24 protein-coding genes are annotated in these 25,485 nt (G+C 58.6%); 11 read left to right on the top strand and 13 right to left on the bottom strand.

Translation table 11 applies throughout. The features are described from left to right. Positions 1-5: 5 nt before the first annotated feature. Together QA646_RS10505 and QA646_RS10500 are read right to left on the bottom strand one after the other, a co-directional pair. Positions 6-1,163, bottom strand: a complete 1,158-nt coding sequence (locus QA646_RS10505; protein ID WP_283055403.1) for a hypothetical protein — start codon at positions 1,161-1,163, stop codon at positions 6-8. Between the two features lie 115 nt (positions 1,164-1,278). Next, a complete protein-coding gene (locus QA646_RS10500) occupies positions 1,279-1,740 on the bottom strand; it encodes a tRNA (cytidine(34)-2'-O)-methyltransferase (RefSeq protein WP_283055402.1) in 462 nt (153 codons plus the stop codon). Positions 1,741-2,133: 393 nt separating this feature from the next. On the opposite strand from QA646_RS10500, the gene QA646_RS10495 reads away from it, so the two are divergent. Next, on the top strand, positions 2,134-3,987 hold the full coding sequence (locus QA646_RS10495; protein WP_283055401.1) for an ABC transporter ATP-binding protein: 1,854 nt from the start codon (positions 2,134-2,136) through the stop codon (positions 3,985-3,987). 100 nt (positions 3,988-4,087) lie between these two features. Here the strand turns inward: QA646_RS10495 and QA646_RS10490 are convergent, their stop codons facing one another. After that, positions 4,088-4,378, bottom strand: a complete 291-nt coding sequence (locus QA646_RS10490; protein ID WP_283055400.1) for an addiction module antidote protein — start codon at positions 4,376-4,378, stop codon at positions 4,088-4,090. Further along, a complete protein-coding gene (locus tag QA646_RS10485; protein ID WP_349254250.1) occupies positions 4,371-4,781 on the bottom strand; it encodes a type II toxin-antitoxin system RelE/ParE family toxin in 411 nt (136 codons plus the stop codon). Before QA646_RS10485 ends, QA646_RS10490 begins: the two co-directional genes overlap by 8 nt. Before the next feature lie 70 nt (positions 4,782-4,851). On the opposite strand from QA646_RS10485, the gene QA646_RS10480 reads away from it, so the two are divergent. Next, complete coding sequence (locus QA646_RS10480) at positions 4,852-6,714, top strand: ABC transporter ATP-binding protein (RefSeq protein ID WP_283055399.1); 1,863 nt, start codon at positions 4,852-4,854, stop codon at positions 6,712-6,714. A gap of 53 nt (positions 6,715-6,767) precedes the next feature. Here the strand turns inward: QA646_RS10480 and QA646_RS10475 are convergent, their stop codons facing one another. Further along, on the bottom strand, positions 6,768-7,715 hold the full coding sequence (locus QA646_RS10475) for an endonuclease/exonuclease/phosphatase family protein (RefSeq protein ID WP_283055398.1): 948 nt from the start codon (positions 7,713-7,715) through the stop codon (positions 6,768-6,770). Between the two features lie 468 nt (positions 7,716-8,183). On the opposite strand from QA646_RS10475, the gene petA reads away from it, so the two are divergent. From petA to QA646_RS10455, 4 genes are all read left to right on the top strand, one after another. Then, positions 8,184-8,762: a ubiquinol-cytochrome c reductase iron-sulfur subunit gene (gene petA / locus QA646_RS10470; protein ID WP_283055397.1), complete on the top strand. Its 579-nt coding sequence runs from the start codon at positions 8,184-8,186 to the stop codon at positions 8,760-8,762. Between the two features lie 13 nt (positions 8,763-8,775). Then, complete coding sequence (locus tag QA646_RS10465) at positions 8,776-10,050, top strand: cytochrome b N-terminal domain-containing protein (RefSeq protein WP_283055396.1); 1,275 nt, start codon at positions 8,776-8,778, stop codon at positions 10,048-10,050. Between the two features lie 25 nt (positions 10,051-10,075). Next, positions 10,076-10,942, top strand: a complete 867-nt coding sequence (locus tag QA646_RS10460) for a cytochrome c1 (RefSeq protein WP_283055395.1) — start codon at positions 10,076-10,078, stop codon at positions 10,940-10,942. 120 nt (positions 10,943-11,062) lie between these two features. Then, on the top strand, positions 11,063-11,605 hold the full coding sequence (locus QA646_RS10455; protein WP_283055394.1) for an adenine phosphoribosyltransferase: 543 nt from the start codon (positions 11,063-11,065) through the stop codon (positions 11,603-11,605). 36 nt (positions 11,606-11,641) lie between these two features. Here QA646_RS10455 and QA646_RS10450 read toward each other — a convergent pair whose 3' ends face one another. Beyond that, positions 11,642-12,109 (bottom strand): MaoC family dehydratase, encoded by a 468-nt coding sequence (locus QA646_RS10450; RefSeq protein WP_283055393.1) that lies wholly within the window; start codon positions 12,107-12,109, stop codon positions 11,642-11,644. Next, the gene (locus QA646_RS10445) at positions 12,106-12,570 is read right to left on the bottom strand and encodes a MaoC family dehydratase (protein WP_283055392.1); all 465 of its coding nucleotides are present in this window, start codon (positions 12,568-12,570) and stop codon (positions 12,106-12,108) included. Before QA646_RS10445 ends, QA646_RS10450 begins: the two co-directional genes overlap by 4 nt. Before the next feature lie 183 nt (positions 12,571-12,753). Between QA646_RS10445 and QA646_RS10440 the strand changes: the two genes are divergently transcribed. Then, positions 12,754-13,866 carry a hypothetical protein gene (locus tag QA646_RS10440; RefSeq protein WP_283055391.1) on the top strand — a complete coding sequence of 371 codons (1,113 nt, stop codon included), beginning with the start codon at positions 12,754-12,756 and terminating at the stop codon, positions 13,864-13,866. 114 nt (positions 13,867-13,980) lie between these two features. On the opposite strand, the gene ychF is transcribed toward QA646_RS10440, so the two are convergent. Further along, on the bottom strand, positions 13,981-15,084 hold the full coding sequence (gene ychF / locus QA646_RS10435; protein ID WP_283055390.1) for a redox-regulated ATPase YchF: 1,104 nt from the start codon (positions 15,082-15,084) through the stop codon (positions 13,981-13,983). Between the two features lie 259 nt (positions 15,085-15,343). Between ychF and clpS the strand changes: the two genes are divergently transcribed. Further along, positions 15,344-15,655 (top strand): ATP-dependent Clp protease adapter ClpS, encoded by a 312-nt coding sequence (clpS, locus tag QA646_RS10430; protein ID WP_283055389.1) that lies wholly within the window; start codon positions 15,344-15,346, stop codon positions 15,653-15,655. 15 nt (positions 15,656-15,670) lie between these two features. Here clpS and QA646_RS10425 read toward each other — a convergent pair whose 3' ends face one another. From QA646_RS10425 to QA646_RS10405, 5 genes are all read right to left on the bottom strand, one after another. Further along, positions 15,671-16,150 carry a GNAT family N-acetyltransferase gene (locus QA646_RS10425; protein ID WP_283055388.1) on the bottom strand — a complete coding sequence of 160 codons (480 nt, stop codon included), beginning with the start codon at positions 16,148-16,150 and terminating at the stop codon, positions 15,671-15,673. Between the two features lies 1 nt (position 16,151). Continuing rightward, positions 16,152-16,868, bottom strand: coding sequence for an aminoacyl-tRNA hydrolase (gene pth / locus QA646_RS10420; RefSeq protein WP_283055387.1), 717 nt, complete (start codon positions 16,866-16,868; stop codon positions 16,152-16,154). A 75-nt stretch (positions 16,869-16,943) separates the two neighbouring features. Beyond that, positions 16,944-17,675, bottom strand: coding sequence for a transporter substrate-binding domain-containing protein (locus QA646_RS10415; protein ID WP_283055386.1), 732 nt, complete (start codon positions 17,673-17,675; stop codon positions 16,944-16,946). A gap of 16 nt (positions 17,676-17,691) precedes the next feature. Beyond that, positions 17,692-20,058: an EAL domain-containing protein gene (locus QA646_RS10410; protein WP_283055385.1), complete on the bottom strand. Its 2,367-nt coding sequence runs from the start codon at positions 20,056-20,058 to the stop codon at positions 17,692-17,694. A gap of 244 nt (positions 20,059-20,302) precedes the next feature. Continuing rightward, a complete protein-coding gene (locus QA646_RS10405; protein WP_283055384.1) occupies positions 20,303-20,917 on the bottom strand; it encodes a 50S ribosomal protein L25/general stress protein Ctc in 615 nt (204 codons plus the stop codon). Positions 20,918-21,211: 294 nt separating this feature from the next. Between QA646_RS10405 and QA646_RS10400 the strand changes: the two genes are divergently transcribed. The 3 genes from QA646_RS10400 to QA646_RS10390 all read left to right on the top strand — a co-directional run bounded on the left by QA646_RS10400 (position 21,212) and on the right by QA646_RS10390 (position 25,482). Next, complete coding sequence (locus tag QA646_RS10400; protein WP_283055383.1) at positions 21,212-22,654, top strand: hypothetical protein; 1,443 nt, start codon at positions 21,212-21,214, stop codon at positions 22,652-22,654. 112 nt (positions 22,655-22,766) lie between these two features. Continuing rightward, the gene (locus tag QA646_RS10395) at positions 22,767-24,221 is read left to right on the top strand and encodes a hypothetical protein (RefSeq protein ID WP_283055382.1); all 1,455 of its coding nucleotides are present in this window, start codon (positions 22,767-22,769) and stop codon (positions 24,219-24,221) included. Positions 24,222-24,246: 25 nt separating this feature from the next. Further along, positions 24,247-25,482, top strand: coding sequence for an MFS transporter (locus tag QA646_RS10390; protein WP_283055381.1), 1,236 nt, complete (start codon positions 24,247-24,249; stop codon positions 25,480-25,482). The last annotated feature ends 3 nt before the right edge of the window (positions 25,483-25,485 follow it).

The following is a 25,485-nucleotide window of genomic DNA, read 5'->3' as shown; positions in this document are numbered from 1 at the left end:
TGATTTTAATGCGGTTTCGGCGGCTGCATTTCACCGGATCGATCGTGTTGCCTCGGCGGGATGTCGGGCAACGTTTTTTCCGAAAAGGCTTCCCTGATCTTATCGATCGTTGCCGGCCGCCGCATCGGACGCCCCGAGGACGGCGGGACGGCGGTTTCTGCTGTCGATGCCCCCGGCTCGGCTACGGCATGCAAGACCGGCGCCGCTTGAGTCTCCTCGGAAATCGGGGCTGTGGCCAGGATATTTTTGAGTACGGCGGTGACAGGCAGATGGCCGGCCAAATCCGTGTTGGTGTGGTGCCAGGCATGCGGAATGCGCTGATCGGTCGAAATGAACGGCCTGGAGTTCATCTCACCGAACCAGTCCCATTCGCCGATGACATCGACGACGTCGGAAAAGATCGGCGGCATGGCGATGCGGGCGCCGATGGTGACGATCTTCAATCTCTCCGCCAATGTCGCGGCCCGGACTTGATCCTGCTTGCAGAGTTCGTGAAGAGCGGCCGAAATGACCAGGTCGCCTTTCGAGTGTCCGGCCAGCAGGCGGAAGGAGAAGCGAGGATCGGCGAGAAGTGCGCGCACGGTTCTGGTGTCGAGGCTGGTGCGCGCTGCCGTTTCGCTGTCATTCTTGTCGGTGGCTCCGAATTGCGGCCGTCCGGCAAAGTCGTCCAGCATTTCGAAGAGGGGCCGCAGACCTCTCAGATGGCCGAAGAAGAAGTGACCGCCAAACGCCTCGGTGACGATGTCGGCCAGACCATATCCGGAGACGACGGCGGCGACCGGCGCGCCGATCGCGTCGGCGACATTGCGGGCGAAGGCGGCAGCACCAAGGGCGGAGCCGCCGATGCCTGCGACGGCCAGTGCCTTGGCATCGCCACCGCCGCGAAGCGCGAACTCCTCCAGCGTTTCGCAGAGAACGATCTGAGCCCCGCCGCTCGGCGGCACGACCATGATCGAGCCTTCTGCCGCCAACGAGCCGCTGAGATAGAAGGCTTCTTCCGGGGTGATGACCTTGACGTCATAAAACAGCGCATCGAGAGCAGTGTTGCGCTGGCGGAGAGCCTCCAGGGTGAGATTGCGTAACGGCGAGCGCTGCAGCCGCTCGGGGAGGCTAAGGGTGCGCGCGAATTGAGTGAGGGTGAGGGTGAATGCCGTCTGGAACATGGGTCACCTCGCCAGGGCTGCCGTTAGGTAAAGCATTCCAGAGGAAAGCTTCTCACACTTTACCCGGTGTGCCAACGGCAATTGGCCGCCGCGGCACTGAGATTTGCCGTGAGATTTACGACCAACTCGTCTGCCGCAGCGCCTCGCCCGAAATCATCGCCGCAGACATGGCAACGTTGATGGAGCGCTGTCCGCCAACCATCGGGATCAGGATGCGGCCGTCGGCCTTTTCATGCACATGATCGGGCACGCCGGCGCTCTCGCGGCCGAAAAGCAGGATGTCGTTCTTCCGAAAGGCGAAATCCGTATAGCGTTCGGCTGCCTTGGTGGAGGCGAGCACCAGCCGCCGCCCGCTTTCCGCCCGCCAGGCTTCGAAACGCTCCCAATTGACATGGCGCGTCAGGGTCACGGCGGCGAGGTAATCCATGCCGGCGCGCTTGAGATTGCGATCCGATATGTCGAAACCCGCCGGCTCGATGATATCGACGCCAAGGCCGAGGCAAGCGGCGAGCCGGAGGATCGTGCCGGTGTTGCCGGGAATGTCGGGCTGATAGAGGGCGATGTGCAGTTTTGTCATGTGCTGCAACTAGCGAAATCGCCGGGATTTGTCTTCGATTTTTCGCGAGCCCTTCATTTCTGTGATGTCCCTCATAAACAGAATTGAAGGATTTAGCCCATTTTTCAGGCACATTTCGCTTTTCAAACAAGAAAAGTCGCGCTAAAAGGCAAGCGCTCTACAACTTGCGAAAGAAGGAGGCACAGATGGATATCTTGTTTGTGATGATGCGCCTCCGTGCCGTGAACCCACGGATTTGACGAGCGCTACAAGGCGCGTATTCGCAAGTACCCCCCTTCTTTAAGTCATTGCGCGGCTGGCATGGCCTCGTTGTTTTATCACCCGGCCACCATATGAGTCTGCGATCTTTCAGCGCAGTGGGTGGTCGAAGGGTCGAGTCTTTGGAGCATTTCAATGTTTAGCTGGTTCGAACGCCGACTAAATCCATTTCCAAGCGAAGTGCCGGACGTTCCGCCGCGAGGCCTCTTTGCCTTCTGCTGGCACTATACCAAGTCGGCCACGCCCTGGCTGATTGCCATGGCCGTTCTCACAACGCTGATCGCTATCGGCGAAGTGGCTCTATTCAAGTTTCTGGGCGATATCGTCGACTGGCTGTCGCATGCGGACAAGGCGACATTTCTGCAGACGGAGTGGAAGAAGCTCTTCTGGATGGGCGCGATGGTGCTGGTCGGCTTGCCGGTGGCGGCCGTGCTTGATTCCGTCATCATGCATCAGGTCTTGCTCGGCAACTATCCGATGATTGCCCGCTGGCAGATGCATCGCTTCCTGCTGCGCCACAGCATGACCTTCTTCGCCAACGAGTTCGCCGGCCGCGTCGCAACCAAGGTGATGCAGACCTCGCTTGCCGTGCGTGAAACGGTGATGAAGATCCTCGATGTCTTCGTCTATGTCGTCACTTATTTCCTGTCGATGATCCTGGTGATCGCTGCAGCGGACTGGCGGTTGATGCTGCCGATCCTGGCATGGATGGCGATCTATATCGGCGTCGTCAGCTACTTCGTGCCGAGACTACGCAAGATTGCAGCCACTCAGGCCGATGCACGCTCGACGATGACGGGGCGGGTGGTCGACAGCTATACGAACATCGCGACGGTGAAACTGTTTTCGCATGCGGGCCGCGAAGAGGGCTATGCCAAGGCGGGCATGAGCGAATTCCTGCAGACCGTCTACGGGCAGATGCGCAAGGTGACGCTGTTCTACATCGCAGTCTACATCAACAACTGCGTGGCTCTGTTCATCATCTCGGCATTGTCGATCTGGTTCTGGCTGAGCGGTTCGATCTCGATCGGCGCCATCGCTATCGCTATCGGGCTTGCCATGCGCGTCAACGGCATGTCGCAATGGATCATGTGGGAAGTCTCGGCACTGTTCGAGAATATCGGCACGATCTATGACGGCATCGAGATGCTGACGAAGCCGCATGATATCGTCGACGCACCGGCTGCGCGGGCGATCACGGCCAAGCAGGGGGCGATCCGTTTCGATCAGGTCCGCTTTCACTACGGCAAAGCCAAGGGTGTCATCGACAACCTGACCTTCGATATCCATGCGGGCGAGAAGGTTGGTCTCGTCGGACGCTCAGGCGCCGGCAAGACGACGCTGATGAACCTGCTGCTTCGTTTCTACGATCTCGAAGGTGGACGCATCACCATCGACGGCCAGGATATCGCCGAGGTGACGCAGGACAGCCTGCGCTCGCTGATCGGTGTGGTGACACAGGATACATCCCTGCTGCATCGCTCGATCCGCGACAACATTGCCTATGGTCATCCGGAGGCGACCGATGCGGAGGTGATCCAGGCGGCCAAGCGCGCCAATGCCTGGGAGTTCATCGAAGGGCTGACGGATATGCAGGGTCGCAAGGGGCTCGACGCTCAGGTCGGCGAGCGTGGCGTCAAGCTCTCCGGCGGCCAGCGGCAGCGCATCGCAATTGCCCGCGTCTTCCTCAAGGACGCGCCGATCCTGGTGCTGGACGAGGCGACCTCGGCGCTCGATTCCGAAGTGGAAGCGGCGATCCAGGAAAACCTCTTCGCGCTGATGCAGGGCAAAACGGTCATCGCCATCGCCCACCGCCTGTCGACTTTGACCGAGATGGACCGCCTCATCGTGCTGGACAAGGGCCGCATCATCGAGACGGGCACCCATCATGATCTGGTCCAGCACGGCGGCATCTATGCCGACCTCTGGAACCGCCAGTCTGGAGGGTTCCTGGCCGATCACGAAGAGGCCGAGGCGGCGGCGGAATGAGGAGAGGGGCGGGCTTCGGGCTCGCCCTTCTTGTTAAGGCTATTTATTGCTGAGATTGGCCAGAAAGAGGTTACGGGCATCCATGCGGCGGTTCCGATTGTCAAGTGTTGTGTCGTTTGACTGTTAGTTCAAAACCAAGCGATTGCATCATCGCGAGGACCGACTTCAGTGTCGGGTTGCCGTCCGGTGCGAAGGAGCGGTAGAGTGCTTCCCGCGCCATACCAGTCTCTTTCGCTATTCCAGTCATGCCTTTCGAACGGGCGACGACGCCGAGCGCATGGGCGATATATCCCGCATCACCGCTTTCAAAAGCGTCCCTCATGAATTCATCGACGGCGTCGTTGGAAGTTAGCGCCTCTGCAGGATCGTACGGGATTAATTTCTCAGGCATCAAATTCGTCCGAATTTTTGGCGAGCGTTTTCGCTTGTTCGATATCCCCGGCTTGGCTGCTATTATCGTCACCACACAGGATAATGATCTCTCCGCCGCGTTGAACAAAATAGACCCGGTAGCCCGGTCCGCAGTGGATACGTATTTCATTCACACCGTCGCCGACCGGTTTGATGTCTCCCATAAGACCAAATGCCAAACGAGAAAGTCGTGCAGCAATCGCCGCCCGAGCGCGCTCATCCCGAAGCCGGCGTTCCAGCGCTGAAAAGTAACCGTCTGGAGTATGCGAAGCATGGAGCGTCCGTAATATATAAATCACAAAACTACGAGTATCAAGCTGAAATAGACATTGTGATCCAGATTCGTTGGTGAGTTTGTACCGCAGCCTGCAATTGTGGAGCATAACAAAAATATGACCTTTTCAGCCGCTCACTTTCCTTTGCACCCCCGGCGAAACCTCCTATATCGCTGGGATGCTGATCCGTTCCGTCTATCGCCTGTTCGAAACCTGGATTGATCCCTATTACCGCACCGGCGATCTGCGTCCGCCGCGGTCGCTTTGGGCTTTCATCTGGTACTATGTCGGCCAGGCGAAGGGGCCGTTTCTGGCTATGGCGGCGCTCGGCGGCGCGGTGGCGGTGCTGGAGGCGGCGCTATTCTGGTTTGTCGGGCATCTCGTCGACATCTTGGACAAGGTGCAGCCCGGGGCGGGATGGGCAGGGTTGCTGTCCGGCCATGGTGGTGCGCTGCTTGGCATGGTCTTCGTCGTGCTTGTCGTCCGTTTCGTTGTGGTCAGCCTTGGGGCGCTGGTCGAGGAGCAGGTGGTCGTACCCGGCTTCCTCAATCTCGTGCGCTGGCAGGCCTATGTGCATGTCGCGCGTCAGTCGGTGAGTTTCTTCCAGAATGATTTTTCCGGCCGGATCGTCACCAAGGTCTGGTTGGCTGGGCAGTCGACTGGCGATCTCGTCGTGTCGCTGCTGCAGGTGGTCTGGTTCATCATCATCTATGCGGCTTCGACCATAGCGCTGGTGGGCGGGCTCGATTGGCGCCTTGCGATGGTGATTGCGGTCTGGATCGTTATCTTTTCGCTACTTGCCCGTTATTTCGTCCCACGAATCCGTCGCCACGCGCGCAATGCCGCCGAGGCGTCGTCGATGTTGAATGGCCGGATGGTCGACGCCTATGCCAATATCCAGACGCTGAAACTCTTTGGCCGCGAAGAGCAGAATGACGATTATATTCGTAACGGCTTCGACCGCTTCCAGGGCGCCGTCATGCCGTTCACGCGTCTTCTGACGGGCGTGCGTTCGTCGCTGGCGCTTCTGTCCGGCGTGATGATCACGACGATTGCGGCGCTTGCCATCCATCTCTGGCTCGCCGGTGAGATTTCGACAGGCGGCGTTGCCTTTACGCTGAGCATGGTGCTGCGGCTCAACATGCTCTTCGGCCGGATGATGGCGCAATTCAACGCCATCATGCGCAATCTCGGCACAATCCAGAATTCCGCCGAAATGATCTCCGAGCCGATCGGCTTGGTCGACCGGCCGGGCGCCAGGGATCTGCAGATCGTCCGCCCGGAAATCCGCTTCGAGCATGTGGCTTTCCACTACGGTCGCGGCAGCGGTGTCATAGACGATTTTTCGTTGACGATCCGTGCCGGCGAGAAGGTCGGCATCGTCGGTCGCTCCGGTGCCGGCAAGACGACGCTCGTCAATCTGCTGCTGCGTTTCTACGATCTCGAAGGCGGACGCATCCTGATCGACGGCCAGGATATCGCGGCGGTCCGGCAGGAATCGCTACGCGGCGAGATCGGCATGGTGACGCAGGACACCGCGCTGCTCAATCGTTCCATCCGCGACAACATCCTCTTTGGCCGTCCAGAGGCGAGTGCGGAGCAGATGGCACAGGCGACGCGGCGGGCGGAGGCGGATGAGTTCATCATGACGCTGGAGGATCAGAAGGGTCGCAAGGGCTATGCCGCCCATGTGGGCGAGCGCGGCGTCAAATTGTCCGGTGGCCAGCGCCAGCGCATCGCCATTGCGCGGGTCATGTTGAAGGATGCGCCGATCCTGGTGCTGGACGAGGCGACTTCGGCGCTGGATTCCGAAGTCGAGGCGGCACTGCAGTCCAATCTGAAAGCATTGATGGAAGGCAAGACGGTACTCGCGATCGCTCATCGCCTGTCGACCATCGCCCAGCTCGACCGTTTGATCGTCATCGACAAGGGCAGGATCATCGAAGACGGCACCCATGACGAGTTGGTTGCCAGCGGCGGCCTCTATTCGGAACTATGGGCGCGCCAGTCCGGCGGCTTCATAGCAGCCGAGGCCGAGTAGCTTCCGCAACAAAAGTGCCCGGACTTTTCGATAAGCTTACGCAAATCATAGCGTTATTTTGAAACGCTGAATTCCGTCATCAGGCCGAAATGGTTCGATCCCATGGCGTCCGGTATCTGCTGGACGGATTTCAGCCGCAGCGGTGCTCGCGCGAAAACATGGTCGATGGCGATGCCATAGGCGCCGGCCATGATCGGCCAGGAAGCAGGCTCCGGAAAGGTGTGGCGTAGACCGGTGCCATCGAGGAAGTCCCGCATATCGGGCGCAATGACCGAGGCGTTGAAATCGCCGGCAAGGATCAGCGGCCCCTGAACATCCTTCAGGATCGGGGCGAGAATATCCAACTCTATTCCATGAAACTCGTCGAAATAGGGTTTGCTGAGGTGAGCGGAGGCGAAGTTGACCGGCTGACCGTCCATGTCGATGGTCGCGAGAATGAAACGATTGTCCCAGAGGCTGCCGAGACTGCGCATGACTTGCGTCTGGAACGGCCGTTTCGACAGCAACAGGGAATCGCAATCGGTGGTCATGAGGCCGCAGCCGATATAGTTGGGATAGACTTTGGTTATTCGCTTCAGCTCCGATTGGATCGGGCCGGCCTCGAAGATTTCCACGACGTCGGCCTTCGAGTTGACGATGAGATCGGCGATACGCGCGCCGTTTTCGAAATTGCCGTCTTCGATGTTGAAGGAGAGCAGCGTGAAGTTCTTGCTCGCATCGGCCACCGCCGGCGGGTTCAGCGGCGGAGAGGCGGCATATTCGCGGAGCATCACGACCGAATGAACGGCAAGTCCGGCACCGACAGCGAGCAGGAAAACCGCATACCAATGCCGCTTGAAGAGAAGGGCGAGCAGAGCAAGCGCGATACCGAAAAGGCTGATGTGGGTCTGCAGGCTTTCGAAGAAGGCGAGCAGCCAGAGATCGGTGACATAACGTACCGCAAGGATGGCCAGCGCCAATGTGGCAAGGACGCATAGAACGCAGTAGACCGTGTGTCTCATAATCGTGTCCTCAGCCCTATTCTTCAGTTGTCTGAGAGCGGCGGCACCATAAAGGCACATAAGTCGCTTCTGAAATCCACTCGGATTTAAGGAGTAGGAAGCCAAGCTTAGTATCGACTGGCTACCGGGACATAGTCGGACATGCTGCGATGCAGCATAGAAATTGTTGCTTATTCTGCCTTGCAACGCAAAAATCTATTGGAAGAATATTGCGCCATTTCATGTGGTTACGCCCACTTGCTTGACGGTGTGCATTTTAAGCTCGGCGCCTGCGGCCAATTAGTGCACTTTTCCCGCGACATTGTGCCCCCACCCCTTGCCAAGACTGGACATAATTTGCGATCAAGCTTAGAACGCGGCGGGTTACGGAGGAATCTATGGCGGAATTATGGTCGCGTTGATTCGCCGTTAGTTAAGGGGGTACCGCAGCGCCTAGCTGCGGGTTTTGCGGAAGAGGATGGTCCGGCATTGAGCGAGCATACTACGACAGGTGAAACTACGGGCGAGCCGACTCGCCGAGATTTCCTTTATCTGACGACGGGCATGGCTGGCGCAGTGGGCGCCGTCGCAGTCGCCTGGCCGTTTATCGACCAGATGCGGCCGGATGCCTCGGCGCTCGCTCTTGCTTCCATCGAAGTCGACGTATCGAGCCTGGAGCCGGGCATGTCGATGACGGTAAAATGGCGCGGCAAACCGGTCTTCATCCGCAACCGCACGCAGAAGGAAATCGACGATGCGAAGGGTACGCAGATTTCCGATCTGAAGGATCCTGTCGCCCGCAATGCCAACCTTCCGGCGGATGCGCAAGCCACCGATGTGGCGCGCTCAGCCGGTGATGGGAAGGAGAACTGGCTTGTCATGATCGGCGTCTGCACGCATCTCGGCTGCATACCGCTTGGTCAGGCAGGGGAATATGGCGGTTGGTTCTGTCCCTGTCACGGTTCGGTCTACGATACCGCGGGTCGCATCCGCCATGGGCCTGCACCGCAGAACCTCGCCATTCCAGTATATGCGTTTACCGCAGAAAAAAAGATCAAGGTCGGTTGAGGGGAACTGAATCATGAGTGGTCATTCGTCTTACGAGCCATCCACAGGGCTCGAAAAATGGATCGACGCGCGGCTGCCGCTGCCGCGCATGGTCTATGACAGTTTCGTCGCCTATCCGGTCCCGCGCAATCTGAACTATGCTTATACGTTCGGCGCCATGCTGGCCGTCATGCTCATTCTGCAAATCCTGACCGGCGTCGTTCTCGCCATGCACTATGCAGCCGATACGACGATAGCTTTCAACTCGGTCGAAAAGATCGTCCGTGACGTCAATCACGGCTGGCTGTTGCGCTACATGCACGCCAACGGCGCCTCATTCTTCTTCGTGGCGGTCTATCTCCACATCGCCCGCGGCCTCTATTATGGCTCCTATAAGGCGCCGCGCGAAATCCTCTGGATTCTCGGCGTGATCATCTATCTCCTGATGATGGCGACGGCCTTCATGGGCTACGTTCTGCCCTGGGGTCAGATGTCCTTCTGGGGCGCGACCGTCATCACCGGCTTCTTCTCGGCCTTCCCCTGGGTCGGCGATTGGATCCAGACCTTCCTGCTCGGCGGCTTCGCTGTCGACAATCCGACGCTCAACCGCTTCTTCTCGCTGCACTACCTGCTGCCGTTCATGATTGCGGGCGTCGTTGTCCTGCACATATGGGCGCTGCATGTGACCGGTCAGACGAACCCGACCGGCGTCGAAGTCAAGTCGAAGACCGATACCGTGGCCTTCACGCCCTATGCAACGCTGAAGGATGCGCTCGGCGTTTCCATCTTCCTGCTGGTGTTCGCTTATTTCGTCTTCTACCTGCCGAACTTCCTCGGCCATGCCGACAACTACATTCAGGCCAATCCGCTGAAGACGCCGGCTCACATCGTTCCGGAATGGTACTTCCTGCCGTTCTATGCGATGCTGCGTTCGATCACCTTCAACATCGGCCCGATCGACTCCAAGCTCGGCGGCGTCCTGACGATGTTCGGCGCGATCATCGTGCTGTTCTTCCTGCCCTGGCTCGACACCTCGAAGATTCGTTCGGCGGTCTATCGTCCTTGGTACAAGCTGTTCTTCTGGCTGTTCGTTGCCGATGCTATCCTGCTCGGCTGGCTCGGCTCACAGCCGGCGGAAGGCAACTTCGTCGTGATCTCGCAGTTTGCGACGCTGTTCTACTTCCTGTTCTTCCTCGTCGCCATGCCGGTTCTCGGCCTGGTCGAAACACCGAGACGCATTCCGAATTCGATTACGGAGGCGGTTCTTGAAAAGCAGGGCGGCAAGACAGCCGCTCCGGTTGAAGCATAACCGGCGACGATAGAGGAAGAAAACAATGAAAAAGCTTGTTGCCGGCCTTTTGTCGATCGCTCTCATCGGTGGCTTTGCGACGGTTGCCGCCGTTGCCGCAGAGACCAAGCCTGCCGCCGAAGCCGCGACGCCGCATTATCCGCTCAAGGAGCCGAGGGAGCAGCACTGGACTTTCTCCGGCCCCTTCGGCTACTACGACAAAGCGCAGCTTCAGCGTGGCCTGAAGGTTTATACGGAAGTCTGCTCCGCCTGCCATTCGATGAAGCTGGTTCCTTTCCGCACGCTGGAAGAGCTCGGCTATTCGGAAGCGCAGGTCAAAACCTTCGCAGCGAATTATGAAGTGCAGGACGGCCCGAACGCCCAGGGCGAGATGTTTACCCGCAAGGCGCTTCCATCCGACCACTTCCCGTCGCCGTTTCCGAACGACGAAGCGGCTGCGGCGTCGAACAATGGCGCGGTGCCGCCGGATATGTCGCTGCTTGCCAAGGCGCGTGAGGTCGAACGCGGTTTCCCGCAGTTCATCTTCGATATCTTCACACAATATCAGGAGGGCGGGCCGGATTATATCTACTCGCTGCTGACGGGCTATGAAGAGCCGCCGGCCGGCTTCCAGGTTCCGCAGAACTCGCACTATAATCCGTATTTCGATGCGGCTGCGACTTTTGCCATGCCAAAGCCGCTCTCCGACGGCCAAGTCACCTATGACGACGGCTCGCCGCAGACGGTCGATCAATATGCAAAGGACGTCGCCTCGTTCCTGATGTGGGCCTCGGAGCCGCATCTTGAGGATCGCAAGCAGCTCGGCTTCATGGTGATCGTATTCCTGCTGATCTTCTCGGTACTGATCTATCTCACCAAGCGGTCAGTTTACGCCAAGGCTGGCGCCCACTAAGCGGCCCAGCCATGAAATCAGAAAGAGGCGGCCGTCATCGGTCGCCTTTTTTGTTGGTATCGAACACGTGTCTTGATAGTGTGCGGCCCGCCCTGTCATAGCCTGAGAGCACATATTTATATGGACACTATCGCTTCGGAGCTCGCCGCCAGCATTCGCTCCATTCCGGATTATCCAAAACCCGGCATCATCTTCCGTGACATCACCACGATGCTCGGCAACGCCAGGTCGTTCCGTCGTGCAGTCGACGCGCTGGTGCACCCCTATGCCGGCACCAAGATCGACAAGGTCGCCGGCATGGAGGCACGTGGTTTCATTCTTGGCGGCGCCGTAGCGCATCAGTTGTCGTCCGGTTTCGTGCCGATCCGCAAGAAGGGCAAGCTGCCGCATGATATCGTGCGCATCGCCTACAGCCTCGAATACGGTGTCGATGAGATGGAGATGCACCGAGATGCGGTAAATCCCGGCGAGAAGGTGATCCTGGTCGATGATCTCATCGCCACCGGCGGCACCGCTGTCGGCGCCGTCCAGTTGCTGCGTCAAATCGGCGCCGAGATCGTTGCCGCCTGCTTTGTCATCGACCTTCCGGATTTGGGCGGCCGCAAGAAGCTGGAAGCGCTTGATGTGCCGGTTCATACCCTGGTGGAATTTTCCGGGCATTGAAGAACAACATACCTTCTCCCGGTGGGGCGAAGGTGTCTATTCGAATTCCAGCACGGTGCTCTCGAACCGTAACACTGCCGTGCCGTGCTGGTTGATCCCGTCGCAGAGGATGGTGTTGAGCGTCCAGCCCGGGCGGGACGCCAGCGGGCGGCTGGCAAGCAAGGTCACTCCGTAGGTGACGGTGTCACCGGCAAAGACAGGCCGAAGCCATTGCAGCTTTTGGAAACCGGCGGACGGGCCGAGGTTCGGCGGTTTTCTGCCTCCAGCATGGAGGCGGGCAGTTTCGATTTTCCAATAATCGACGAAAGTGCGCATCCAGACTGCGCAGGTGTGCCAACCGGATGCGCAGAGCCCGCCGAACAATGTGTGCTTGGCCGCTTCTGCATCCATATGGAAAATCTGCGGATCGAAGCGTGAGGCGAAACGGATGATGTTTTCGGCCGTGAATGTATGGCTGCCGATCTCGGCCCGTTCGCCGATCGGGTAAAGTTCCGTCATTCTCATGCGGAGGTCTCCACGGGCAGGCGCATGCGGATCATCGTCGCATTTTCGCCGAGGCAAACGAGTTCGCCGCGTTGGTTTTCCACCTCATGGCGGAACCTGACGATGCCAATGCCGGGGCGGGAACGCATGGCACGGGACTCCAGCACGATCGATCGTCCCGAAAGCGTATCGCCTGCCAAAACCGGCTTTTTCCAGTCCATGAAGTCGATGCCCGGCGCGCCTTCGGCCTCGGTATTGAGCAGATAGCTGTCGGTCATCATGCGCATGAACATCGCCGAGGTATGCCAGCCGGAAGCGGCAAGCCCGCCCAGTATGCTGGCGCGGCCGGCAGCTTCGTCGAGATGCATCGGTTGCGGATCGAACTCACGCGCAAACTCGATGATCTCTTCCGCCGTCACATGTTTCGGGCCGAGCGGAAATACTTGTCCGGGCTGAAAGTCCTCATATGTCAATTTTGCCATATCCGTTACCGGTCTCTTCATTCCGTCCGTGCGCAATCGCATGTCAGGCGGCAAAGGTGCAAGCATTTTCATGGTAGCGATCGGAAAACAGGCGCGGCGAATGGTGACCGAGCTTCGCAGCCCTTGATTGTGCACCGGCGATATGATGAGGCTTGGCAACGATATCATCAGGCAGGAACAGACATGAGCGATCTCAAGACCGCGCTGGAAGGCGCCGCCGGCGAGGGGATCATCTCCTCGGATCAGGCGACCCGGCTTTTGCCCTATTTGGCTCAGCGAAATGTCGGCACAAACGGGGCTCCCGTCAGGAGCGATCTTTCGCAGCCCCGCGAAGACGATGTGGCGAATCCGCTGGAGGATAGTGAAGCGCCGCGTTTCATTCGCGGCTTTCATGACGTGCTGATCACTATCGGCATCATCGTCCTGCTTGTCGGCTTGTGGGGGCTCACCGGCTATTACGGGCCGCTGCCGGCCATCATAATCCTGGCCGAAATCCTAGTTCGTCGCCAACGCCTGGCGCTTCCCGCCGTCGTGCTGACGATTGCGTTGGTCCATTGGACCCTCTGGGTAGCCATGATGCATTTCGATGGCGGTCCGGGCCTCATGAGCTCCTGGATCAGAATAGCCTTGCCGTTCCCGCCGCTGCTTGCATTGTATTATTGGCGCTATCGCGTGCCGCTGTCGTTGGCGATGCTGCTCTTCTCGCTATTCACGCTGTTGCTCGCCGCCGTTTTCTATCTGATCAGCCTTGCCACCGGCACATCGGATGTCGTGCTGAATTATCCGCTGCAGTCGTACTGCATCGCCTTTGCGGCCGCACTCGGGGCATTTGCAGTGGCGATGCGTTTCGATCTCAGCGACCCCAGCCGCAGGACGCGTCGCTCGGATGTGGCTTTCTGGCTGCATCTCGTCACGGCGCCGGCGCTGCTTTACTCGGCGATCCTGCTGGTATTTCAGCTTGAGGCCGGCAACAACGGCACGTTTCTATCTGCCACCGTCGAGAATGGCGGCTATGCGCAGGCGCTGACGATCGTCGCCATTGTGGTGATCATGATGCTGGTCGGCTTGATCATCGACAGGCGTGCTTTCGTGACCGCAGGGCTGATGTCACTCGGCGTCGCGATCGGTGTCATTCTGCGGCAGAACAATGCCAGTCTCGACAAGGTCAGCTTCATCGTGCTGATGATTGTTGGCCTGATCGTGCTGGTGATCGGTGTCGGCTGGCCGCATCTGCGCCGCGCTGTTGTCCGGCTGTTGCCGGCATCTGTCCAGGGGAGGTTGCCGGCGCTCCGGTGAGACCGGCAATCACGTCTGAGCGGGAAAGCGTCTCACGGAAACACTTTCCCGCTCTATTCCTTCGTTTTTCGCATTCCGGACGGAAAACCGCTGCGCACTTTTCCTGGAAGTGCTTTAGGTGTTGAAGCGGAAATGGATGACGTCGCCGTCCTGGACGACGTATTCCTTGCCTTCGTCGCGTGCCTTGCCGGCTTCCTTCGCGCCTGTTTCGCCGTTGTAGGCGATGTAATCGTCATAGGCGATGGTATTGGCGCGGATGAAGCCGCGTTCAAAGTCGGAATGGATGACGCCGGCGGCCTGCGGAGCCTTGGTGCCCTTTTCGATCGTCCAGGCGCGCGTTTCCTTGGGACCGACGGTGAAATAGGTGATGAGGTGCAGCAGCTTGTAGCCGGCGCGGATCAGCCGGTCGAGACCGGCTTCGTCGAGGCCGAGAGCGGAGAGGAACTCCGTGGATTCGTCTTCCGGCAGTTGCGCCACTTCCGCTTCGATGGCGGCGGAAATAATCACCACCTCGGAATTCTGCTCCTTCGCCATGGCGGCGACGGCAGCCGTGTGCTCGTTGCCCGTCGCGGCATCGGCCTCTGCGACATTGCAGACATAGAGGACGGGATGCGAAGTCAGAAGGTTCAGACCCTTCAGAATGCGGGTTTCTTCGGCGTCGAGCTTCGACAGGAGGGTGCGGACCGGCTTGCCTTCGTTCAGCAGTTGGAGCGAGGCTTCCATGATCGGCAGCATCGCCATGGACTCCTTGTCCTTGCCGGTGGCGCGCTTGCGCGTCTGCTCGGTGCGGCGCTCCAGGCTCTCGAGGTCTGCAAGCATCAGCTCGGTCTCGATCGTTTCGGCATCGGCGACGGGATTGATGCGCCCTTCGACATGGGTGATGTCGCTGTCTTCGAAGCAGCGCAGCACATGAACGATGGCATCGACTTCGCGGATATTGGCGAGGAACTGGTTGCCCAAGCCTTCGCCCTTCGACGCGCCGCGTACGAGACCGGCGATGTCGACGAAGGAGATGCGCGTCGGGATCAACTCCTTCGACTTGGCAATGTCGGCAAGCTTGCGCATGCGCGGATCAGGAACCGCGACTTCACCCGTGTTCGGCTCGATTGTGCAGAAGGGATAATTCGCCGCCTGCGCCGCCGCCGTTTTGGTCAGCGCATTGAACAGAGTGGACTTGCCGACATTCGGCAATCCGACGATACCGCATTTGAAACCCATGGCACCTTGTCCATATCTTGAAAAACTTTGCTGTGCGTATGGGCGAAGGGCCGTTGCGGGTCAAGCCTTACACGGCGGATGCGCCGTTTTTCTGTAGGGAAGGAAGTCGGACGAGACGGCGAAATGGAGCTGTTCCTCACGGTCGATTGATCTGCTGGTCCTCCCGAAAACGTTGTTTTCCTTGAATGGCCGGTTGCAGTGCGGTATAAATTCACTATCAGCCACAAATCCTTTTTTCCTGTCATCAACGGTGAGCCCGATGAGTGACAATGATGTCGTCCTAAAACCGAAGACCACAACGAAGCCAAAGCTCGATCGGCCGAAGCTTTACAAGATCATTCTCGTCAACGACGATTACACGCCACGCGAATTCGTCATCATGGTGCTGAAGGCCGTCTTCCGGATGAGCGAGGAGACGGGCTATCGCGTCATGATGACTGCGCACAAGCTCGGCACCTGCGTGGTCATGGTGTGCGCCAGGGATATTGCCGAAACCAAGGCGCAGGAAGCGGTCGATCTGGCGAAAAGCGCAGGTTTCCCGCTGATGTTCACCACGGAACCGGAAGAATAAGCTCGGGCAGAGTTATCAGTTTACGGCAGGACGCCGGATCTGGAAGCCTGTCTTGTCCTGTGAAAAGCCGCAATTGGCGTAGAAGCGCAGCGTCGCCGGATTCTTTGAGCCGGTCAGCAGCATCACCTTATAGCAATTCTTCTCCCAGGCCGTCGCGACGGCCGTTGCGATCAGCGCTCGTGCAAGGCCGCGCTGGCGGTAATGGGCGTGCGTGACGACGTTTTCGATCAGCGCATAGGAAGCGCCGCAACGCGTCAGGTTGGGGACGATGACCAGTGTGACCGATGAAACCGCGAGATCGTCTTGGAAGGCGATGAAGATCGTCATGCCCGGATGGGCCAGGATCGTTGTGAAGCGGTCCTCCGCAAGCCGGGGATCCATGTCCGGATCGTCGTGGTTGAGATGGCGATAGAGCGCCAGCAGCGTAGGCAGGTCGCCGGCGGCGGCCGGGCGGATCACAATATCCGCAGTCTTGTCGCTTGCCGAGTCCGCCATTTCAATCGTCCTTTTTGCCGAACATTCTCTTCAGCATCTCGGCCATCGGGCCGCTTTCCGGCATCCGCGGCTGGTTATGACTGCGAGCCTGATGGATGTGCGACTTGGCCACGGCCTTCTTTTCCGGCTTTGGCGCCTCGTCTTCCGCCTTGCCGCCGAGGGCAAGGGCGATCTTGTTCATGAGCTGCGAATCTTCGCCGCGCACCAGCATGTCGGCATTGTCGGCGAGCGCATCGAATAGAGGTTCCAGCCAGCTCCGGTCCGCCTTGGCGAAATCGCCAAGCACATGATTGTGCACCAGTTCCTTGATGCCGGGATGACCGATGCCGAGCCGCAGCCGGCGGTATTCGCGCCCGCAATGGGCGTCGATCGATTTGATGCCGTTATGGCCGCCATGGCCGCCGCCGGTCTTCAGCCGCGCCTTGCCGGCCGGCAGATCGAGCTCGTCATAGATCACAACGAGGTCGGAAGGTTCCAGCTTGTAGAAGCGCATGGCCTCGCCGACGGATTCGCCGGAAAGATTCATGAAAGTCTGCGGCTTGATCAGCAGAACTTTCTGGCCGCCAAGTTCGCCTTCCGCAATTTCAGCCCGGAATTTTTTCGACCAGGGCGAAAAGCTATTGTGACGGTAGATCGCATCCACGGCCATGAAACCGATATTGTGACGGTTGCCCTGATATTTGGCGCCGGGATTGCCGAGACCCGCGATAAGAAGCATTGCGCTTCACCCCTTGGAAAATGCCGATGCCCTTCACGACAGCGAATTGGCGGCAAAGTCAAGGCGGCAACCGCGTCAGTTGCCGACGTTCAGGCCGTACTTCAGGAATATCTGCTTCTGCGTGCCGTCGGCGATCAGCTTGTCGAGCGCAGCCTGCATCTTCGTCAGAAGATCTTTGGGGAAATCCTTCTGGCAGGCGATGCCCATCGGCTGTTCGGAGAGGACGGTGACCTTTTCGATGGCATTGCCATCCTTTTTCAGCTTATCAAAATAGAGTTCGGAGATCGGCATCAGGTCGATACGATCGCTCATCAGCTTTTTCAGCGTCGCCCGGAAATCGGCGCCGACATCGATCCGTGCAAAGTTGGCCTGCCGCAGCGTCGTCTCGGTATAGTCGCCCCGCCACGTGCCGACGAGATAACTCTTGGCTTCATCGAGCGTGTCGGCGGTGACGCTGGACCCAGTATGCTTGATCAGGATGTTACGATCGATCAGCAACGGCTGAACCCATGTGAACAGCTTGTCGCGGGCGTCGTTGTGAGCGGTTGCAAAGACACAGGTCATCGGCGCCGTCAGAGCTTGGTTGTAGGCGCGCGCCCAGGGAAACACATCGATCGTATAGTCGATGCCGATATCTGCCATCATCTTCTCCACCTGTTCAACGGTCGCGCCGACGGGGGTCTTGCCTTCACGATAGTTGAAGGGCGGATATTCTTCCGTAGTGAAATTGATGGTTTCTGCTCGCGCCGTGGAGAGGCTGCTCAGAGAGGACAAGCTGAAAAATACCAGGAGCAGCAATTTTCGCATGTAGTTCCTCGTTTCGCTATGATGCTTGCGCCACAGACGCGGGGTAATCGGCTCGCGGTACCGCAAGCGCGTTCATAAGATCGTTCGGATGTTGCGGCCGATGGAACAAGTAGCCCTGGCCGTAGTCGATCCCCATGGTGCGCAGGGTTGCGCACTCTTCCTCAGTCTCGATACCTTCCGCAATCACGGTGCAGTTCATCTTGTGCGACAACGTCGTGATGCTTTCGACCAGCATACGGCTCTTGAGGCTGACATCGGAGGCATTGTCGTTGATCGCGCGGATGAAGGATTGGTCGATCTTGATGATGTCGACCGGGAAGCGGTTGATATAGCTCAGCGATGAGTAGCCCGTGCCGAAGTCGTCGAGCGCGATGCGGCAGCCGTAGCGGCAGATTTCGTTGATGACCGTGCGCGTCTCCGGATTGTCGTCCATCAGCACTGCTTCGGTGATTTCGACGACAATGCGTTCGGGGCGGACATCGTGGCGGGACAGCAGGGCCGCGATGCGCATCGGCAGTCCGGATTCGAATTGCAGCGGCGAGAAATTGATAGCGAGATAAGTGTCCTGCATGCCGTCGAGGCGCGAGAGGCGGGCGAAGTGGGAGATCGCCTTCTCCATGATACGATTGCCGATGCGTACGATCGAGCCGGTCTCCTCGGCAACGTCGATGATCCGTGCCGGCGGCAGGATGCCTTTCTGAGGGTGGTGTAGCCGCATCAGCGCCTCGAAGCCGGCGATGGAGCGATCATCGATATTGACGATCGGCTGCAGATGCGCCTCAAACCAGTCGTCGCTCAAGCCGCTTTCGATATGGCTTTCCAGCTCCGCGCGGCGGCGGGAATCGTCCAGCATGCTGTTGTCGAAGATCTGCGCGCCGTTCTTGCCGTCGCGCTTCTTTGCGTACATCGCTATGTCGGATTTCAGCAGTAGCTCGGCGGCGTTCGCGGCATGGCGCGGGTAGATGGCGATGCCGATGCTGGCGCTGAGGCGGGCATCGCCGCCGAAAGGCGTCTCGAAGACTTCGGCGATGCGGGCTGCCATGTCGAATGCTCTTTTTTCGGCGTCTTCGGCAAGCAGCAGGATGGCGAATTCGTCGCCGCCGAGGCGCGCAGCGATATCGCCCGGGACCAATCGCGCCTTCATGCGCGAAACCAGTTCGCGCAGCGCCGCGTCACCGGCGGCATGGCCCATATTGTCGTTGATCCATTTGAAGCGGTCGAGATCGACGAAGAGGCAGGCGAGTTCGCGCTTGCGCAGATCCGCCTCGTTGATCTTGGCATCGAGCGCCGTCTCGAAACCCTGACGGTTCAAGAGGCCCGTCAGATGGTCGGTGATCGCCTGGCGCAGGTTGCGGTCCTCGGACTGCTTGAGGTCGGTAACGTCGGTCATGACCGAGAGCGAAAGACCATCCTGGATCGCCGTCGTTTCGAGGATCAGCACGTCCATGATCCGGTCATCCCGGCACAGGAATTTGACCGTAACGTCAAGCCGGGCGGCGCTGTCCGAATGGCTGCGCTTGCGTTCGGTGTATTTCTCGCGCGATTCCGGCAAGACCAAGCTTGCGAATTTACGCCCCAGCACCTCGGAGCGGGCATAGCCGGTGGCCGCGAGCCAATAATCGCTGACGGCTGCGATGCAATCGTCCTTATCGAGCGAAAAGAGCATGGCCGGCGTCAGATTGTAGGTGTCGGTGGCGCGGCGGTGAGCAAGCTTCAGCTCGGTTTCCTCGCGTTCCAACTTGCTCTGCATGTCGTTGAAGCTACTCGCGAGGCGTCCCATCTCGTCGTTCGACTGCCAGTCCACATGATGACGCGAGCCGAGCCGCCGCGTCGCTTCGACGGCATGGGTCAGCCGCATCAGCGGCTGGATGATGAAGATGCGGTTGCCGATGAGGGCCGCGCCGAAAACGGTCAGCACGGCGAAGATGAAGATCGAGATGAAGACGATCTCCTCGTTCTTCAAACCGTCGAAGAGGCCGAGTGCCGGGTAGAAGACAGTGATGGTGCCGAGATTTTTCGGGCCGTCCACGCCGTTGTAGATGATCGGGCGGGCGATGGACTCCAACAGGCCCTTGTAAGACCTCGGGATGGTCGATTGCGTAACATCGAGCTGACCGGAGAGGTCGCGAACATTGACCTTGACGATCGCACCCTCGGCGACCGTCGTCGCGCTGATCTGGGTGACGCTGTCTTCGTCGAGGTCCCATAGCGGCTTGGCCAGCGCCTGCGCATTGGCGACGAGCAGAACGGAGATATGATCTTTGATTTCCTTTTCGGCGCGTTCGGACGAAAGGAAGAGGAACAAGACGAAGAGCGGCGCAACGAAAACCAGCAGCGCGCCGCAGACGATCGCGAAAAACCTGTTTTCGACGGAATGACTCATAGTTCCGCTTGCTCCCCAGTCGTAGACCGGCTGATCTTGGGGTTGGCCGTTCTCTACAACTCTTTCGCGTAAACTTTCACGAATTTGTTAAATGTTGCTGAAAAACCGGGGAGTTAATGGATTTAAATCGAGTATTAATTTCAAAAATGATTAGATTTATTTTTGCTTTTATTAGAATCTATACATGAAAAACCCGCCGTCCCAGAGGGAGGCGGGTTTGAATGCGTCGGGATGAAGATGCCGATTAAGCGCTGGCTTCTTCTTCGCCGCTTTCCTCTTCGGCAAGACCGGCGGCCGGAGCAACGATCGTTGCGATCGTGAAGTCGCGGTCGGTGATGACCGGGGACACGCCCTTCGGCAGCGTAATATCCGAAATGTGGATGCTGGCGCCGCCCTTGTGGCCGGACAGATCAACGGTGAAGAATTCCGGGATCGCATCGGCCGGGCAGTGGACTTCGACTTCGTGGCGAACGATGTTCAGCACGCCGCCAGCCTTGAGGCCCGGAGACTTTTCGTGGTTGACGAAGTGAACCGGGATTTCGACGGTCACCTGGGTATTGCCGGAGACGCGCAGGAAATCGACGTGGACCGTGAAATCGCGGACCGGATCGAGCTGGTAGTCCTTCGGCAGAACCTTGATCTTCTTGCCGTCGACGTCGATCGTCGCGATCGTGGTGAGGAAACCACCGGCATGGATGCGCTTCGTCACCTCATTGGTGCTGAGAGCGATCGAAATGGGGGCCTGCTTGTCACCATAGATGACAGCGGGAATGAAACCGTTGCGGCGAAGTTCACGGGCGGACCCCTTACCAACCCGTTCGCGCGCCTCGGCCTTGAGCTCGTAGCTATCGTGGCTCATGGCTATTCCTTTCGAGGTTATTTGGAGAGTTCATCCGTTCATCGGAGCCGGTTGAACTGGAGGAGGGCAAGCCCTGCCTCATCCGCGTTGCCTCCAAGGGTGTCTACGCGGACGCGTGGCGTATAATACAAAGAGGCCAGCGGTGCAAGCATCTCCGGAGAAAGCGCATCTGTGATGACATTGCAACTCACGATAAAGAGCCGACGATGCTATTTCTATCAATGGCTTGACATATACCCTTGGCCCCTTCAACAGTCGACTCCAATCGATCAGCGTCAAAGGAAGAGGTCGGGTATGCGCCCCAAGGCTATCGCCGCCGCCGCAGTTTTTTCCATCGGTCTCGCTGGCGTTGCGCAGGCGGCTGACGTCAATGAGCAGGGCGCAAGGGAACTGCGCGGTATCCTGACGCATTCGCTCTCACGCGACCTTGCCCGCAGCGGTTTTGTCGCTGTCAAACCGGCCGGCGATCAGTATGAGATCACCTACGATCTCGCGAAATTTTTCGACAAGATCAACTCAAGCGCGTTCTCGGTTACCGGCTTGAAGCCGCTTACGCTGTTCGCGCAGCCGCTTGATCAGGGCAGGTGGCATCTGAGGGGCGACAACAGCCTGGATGCTTCGGTTCATTCGCCTGCGTCAGACATCACCTATTCGGTTGCATCCAGCTCCTTTGAAGGCATTTTCGACCCGACGATCGAGATGATGCGTTCGATGGAGGTCAAGAGCAATGGTGCCAAGTTCTCTAGCACCGGCAACGGCAGGAACGCCGGACGTAAGGTGGATGCCACCATCGACAGCGCATCCTTGACCCATACCGTGACCGATAGCAGCGAAGCCGGCAAAGTGGATCTGCAATCGCAGGGCACACTGCAGCATCTCAGCGAACAAATTGTGACCCCCGGGGCTCCATCCGCCAACCTGAGCGCTGACAGCATCGATGTCAAAGTGACCGCGACGAGCTTACCGGCAAAGGAATTGCGTGAACTCATCCGCTTCTTCGTTCAGCACGTAAAAGCGAAACAGTTGTCGGAAAGCGGCAGCGAAAAGTTCGAGCAACTGGTGCGCCGCGCCTTGCCGGGGTTCGGTTCGCTTAACGAGATGGTGACGCTGAACAACGCGTTGGTATCGACCGATAAGGGTAAGGTCGGTCTCAAGACGTTGGAGTACAGTTTCAAGATGGATGGTCTGACAAAGGCGTCCAACATCAACTTCGGCTTGCGGGCGGAACATTTCACACCGGATGCGGGCCTTATTCCGCCGGCCTATGCAGCTTTCCTGCCGGAGACCATCGATGTGCAGCTCGGAATTCCCAACGTCAATTTCGAGGGTATCATCGACACGGTTCTGGAAGCGGTGACGACCCGTGCCACGCCGGTCTCCGGCGAAGCATTGAAGCGCACCATGTTCCCGAGCGGCTACGGAACGCTTGAATTCCCGAGGATCAGCGCGGCTTCCGGTGTCTATGACCTTGAGGTTTCCGGCGCGCTGAAAGGCTCCACGAAGCATCATCCAAGCTATTCGCTGCAGGCGACGATCCTTGCCCGCAATTTCGATAAAACGGTTGCAGCCGTTCAGGATGCTGCAAAAACAGACCCGCAACTGAACGGCGTTTCCTTCAGCCTGATTGCCGCCAAGGGCTTTGCCAAGACGGATCAGGATGGTCGCCTGCGCTGGGATGTCACGATGGACGAAAATCGGACCGTCACGGTGAACGGGCAGGTGATGAAAGGGCTTTGAGGCCATCACCTGGCTCGCAAGCTGATGCATGCGGCGTCATCATTCAATTGAGAATCACGTTTAGGGTTTTCCTGCTTTCAACTTGTTTTTCCTAGCATCACGGGGGTGAATTATGCGTCTTAAAACAGTTGCCGTCGCCGCGGCTTTTGCCGTCGGTCTGGCCGGCGCCTCGCAGGCGGCCGACGTCAACGAGCAGGGGGCCAAAGACCTGCTCGGCAACCTGACGCATTTCCTGCCGGACGATCTGGTCAAAAACGGCTTTGTTGCAGTGACGCCGTCGGGCGGCCACTATGAAATCATCTATGACCTGCAGAAGCTCTTCGACAAATTGAACGTCACAGGTTTCGACGTTACGGGGCTCAAGCCGCTGACGGCCCTTGCAACGCCGCAGGATAGCGGCTTGTGGAACATCGAGGGCAACAATGCGATCGACGTGACGGCACGTTCGAAGCCCGGCAGCAGCCCGAATGCGGAGTTCCGTTACGCGCTGGCTTCGTCCAGTTTCACGGGCGTCTTCGATCCTGCCATCCATTATGTTCGTTCGATGGACGTGAAGGGCAGCGGCATTACGCTTTCCACCAAGACCACGGACAACGGTGTGGAGAAAAACGATATCACCATCGATGGTATCAACTATGCGCTCTCCTCATCCAGCAGCGGCGAGCCGGACAAGCTTGACCTCCAGATGATCGGGGGATTGCAATCGTTCAACGATAAGATTTCTTCCGATGCCGCAACTTTGGGCGAATTCAAAATTGGGGCGATCGATTTCAGGGCCAATGCGACCAAGTTGCCGCTGAAGGCGCTGAACGAGATTTTGCGTTTCGTCTCCGACCACAAGGACACGAAGACCCTGTCTGACAGCGAAAGCGCGGCGCTCAAGGCATTGCTGCGGAACGCGATGCCGATCGTTGGTTCGCTTGAAGAGTCTATTTCCGCCAAGGATATTTCGGTGACAACTCCGCTCGGCAACGGTGGGCTGCAGCAGATGGGTTACTCGTTCAAGGTGGCGGGGCCGGCCAATGCGATGAATGCCGATTTCGGCATGCGCGCTGAAAAGCTGACCCTGGCTTCCGGCCTGGTGCCTCAGGATTATGTCGCCTTCATTCCCGACGTCGCCGAACTGCAGATGCAATTTCCCAACCTGAATTTTTCCGCTCTGTTGGATGTTCTGCAGCAGTCCGATTTCAATAATCCCGGAAGCACAGCGTCGATGGACGACAAGTTGCAGCAGGCGATGTTCCCGGACGGAACGATGACCATCAATTTCCCGAAAATCAGCGCGGTCTCCGGGCTCTATGATATCGAGGCTTCCGGCAGCATGCGCGGCTGGTTGAACGAGAAGGATCGTGTGTCCATGACGATGACGGTGTTCGCGCGCGATCTCGACAAGACCATCTCTGCCGTTCAAGACGCGGCGAAGACGGAGCCGGACCTTAACCAATTGTCCTTCGGCCTGATGATGGCCAAGGGATTTGCAAAGACCGATCCCGACGGACGCTCGCGTTGGGACGTCAGCATCGCCGACGACGAGTCCGTGACGATCAACGGACAAGTCATCAAATAAGCCTTCCAAATTTCAGAATGCCAACATGTTTGTCTTGAAGCCGCTGGCCCAACGCTCGATTTCGCTTCTATGGGCCGGTCAGGTGTTGGCGGCGACCGGATCCGAGTTCTATATGGTCGCCGTCGTCTGGATTGCGGCGGATTTCATTGGGCGTGACGCAGGTTACGTTTCCGCCCTGCAGTCGGGGGCGCTTCTCTTCGGCAGCCTGTTCGGTGGCATTCTGACGGATCGCTGGCGGCACAGCATGACGATGATCTCGGCCGATGTCCTGCGCGCGCTTCTATTGCTGGTGCTGTCCGCCGCCGGTCTCATGCATTTCATGAGCCTGCCGTTGTTGATGGTGCTCGCCGGGTGCATTGCTTTGCTGACGGCCGCCTTCGATCCGTCGCTGCAGGCAACGCTCCCCACCATCGCGGTCGATCCCGACATTCGTCATGCCACTAATGGATTGTTCGACGCCACGAGGCGCATGGCCCGTATCCTCGGACCGAGCATGATCGCGCTGGTCAACGGCTTTCTGCCGAAATCGCAGTTCTTCACGGTGACGGCGGCGACTTTCCTGCTCTCGGCGCTCGCCGTGTGGATGGCCGTCGCCAAATTGCCTGCCGCACCGCGGCGCCGCGAATTCTCAGGGACAGCGGCGGTGATCGACGGCGTGTTGGGGGGATGGCGGATGGCGCGCGGTCATGCCGCCATACTCTATGGCCTGTTCACGAACCTGATGGGGAATATCGCCTGGGCGATGGGCATTTTGCTCGGAATGCTCCTGCACCTGCGCGAGACCAGCGCCGACCCGTTGACGGATTACAGCCTGATGATGACCGCTTACGGCGTCGGCAATCTGACGACCAATCTCATCCTCAGCAATATAAAGCCGCGCCGTCCGGTCGTTTGGATCATCGCGGCAAAGCTGATTTTCGGTGCCGGCGTCTTTCTGCTGCCGCTGATGCATAATCGCGTGTGGTTGATGGTCGTCGCATCCCTTGCCGCTATCAACGGCCCATTCGAGAACCTAGCCATGCTGCATTTGATGCAGACGCGCAGCGAGCCGCATCGGCTGGCGCAAGTCTATCGCTTGCTGATGTGCGCGATTTTCCTCGGCCTTTTCCTGGCTTATCTCATGTCGCCCAGCCTATTCGCCTGGTTCGGCATCGGCCCATCGATCATGGGCGCCGGTGCGGCGGTCTTTGTCGCCGGGCTTATCGGCATCGGATTGCTTGCCTGGAGACAAAGCCATCCGGTCGATGCGAAACCCGCATGAGAA

Origin of the sequence: Rhizobium sp. CB3090 (assembly GCF_029714285.1) — a bacterium.
In the GTDB taxonomy this organism is placed as follows: Bacteria; Pseudomonadota; Alphaproteobacteria; order Rhizobiales; family Rhizobiaceae; genus Rhizobium.
This window is presented reverse-complemented; position numbering and strand designations above follow the sequence as displayed.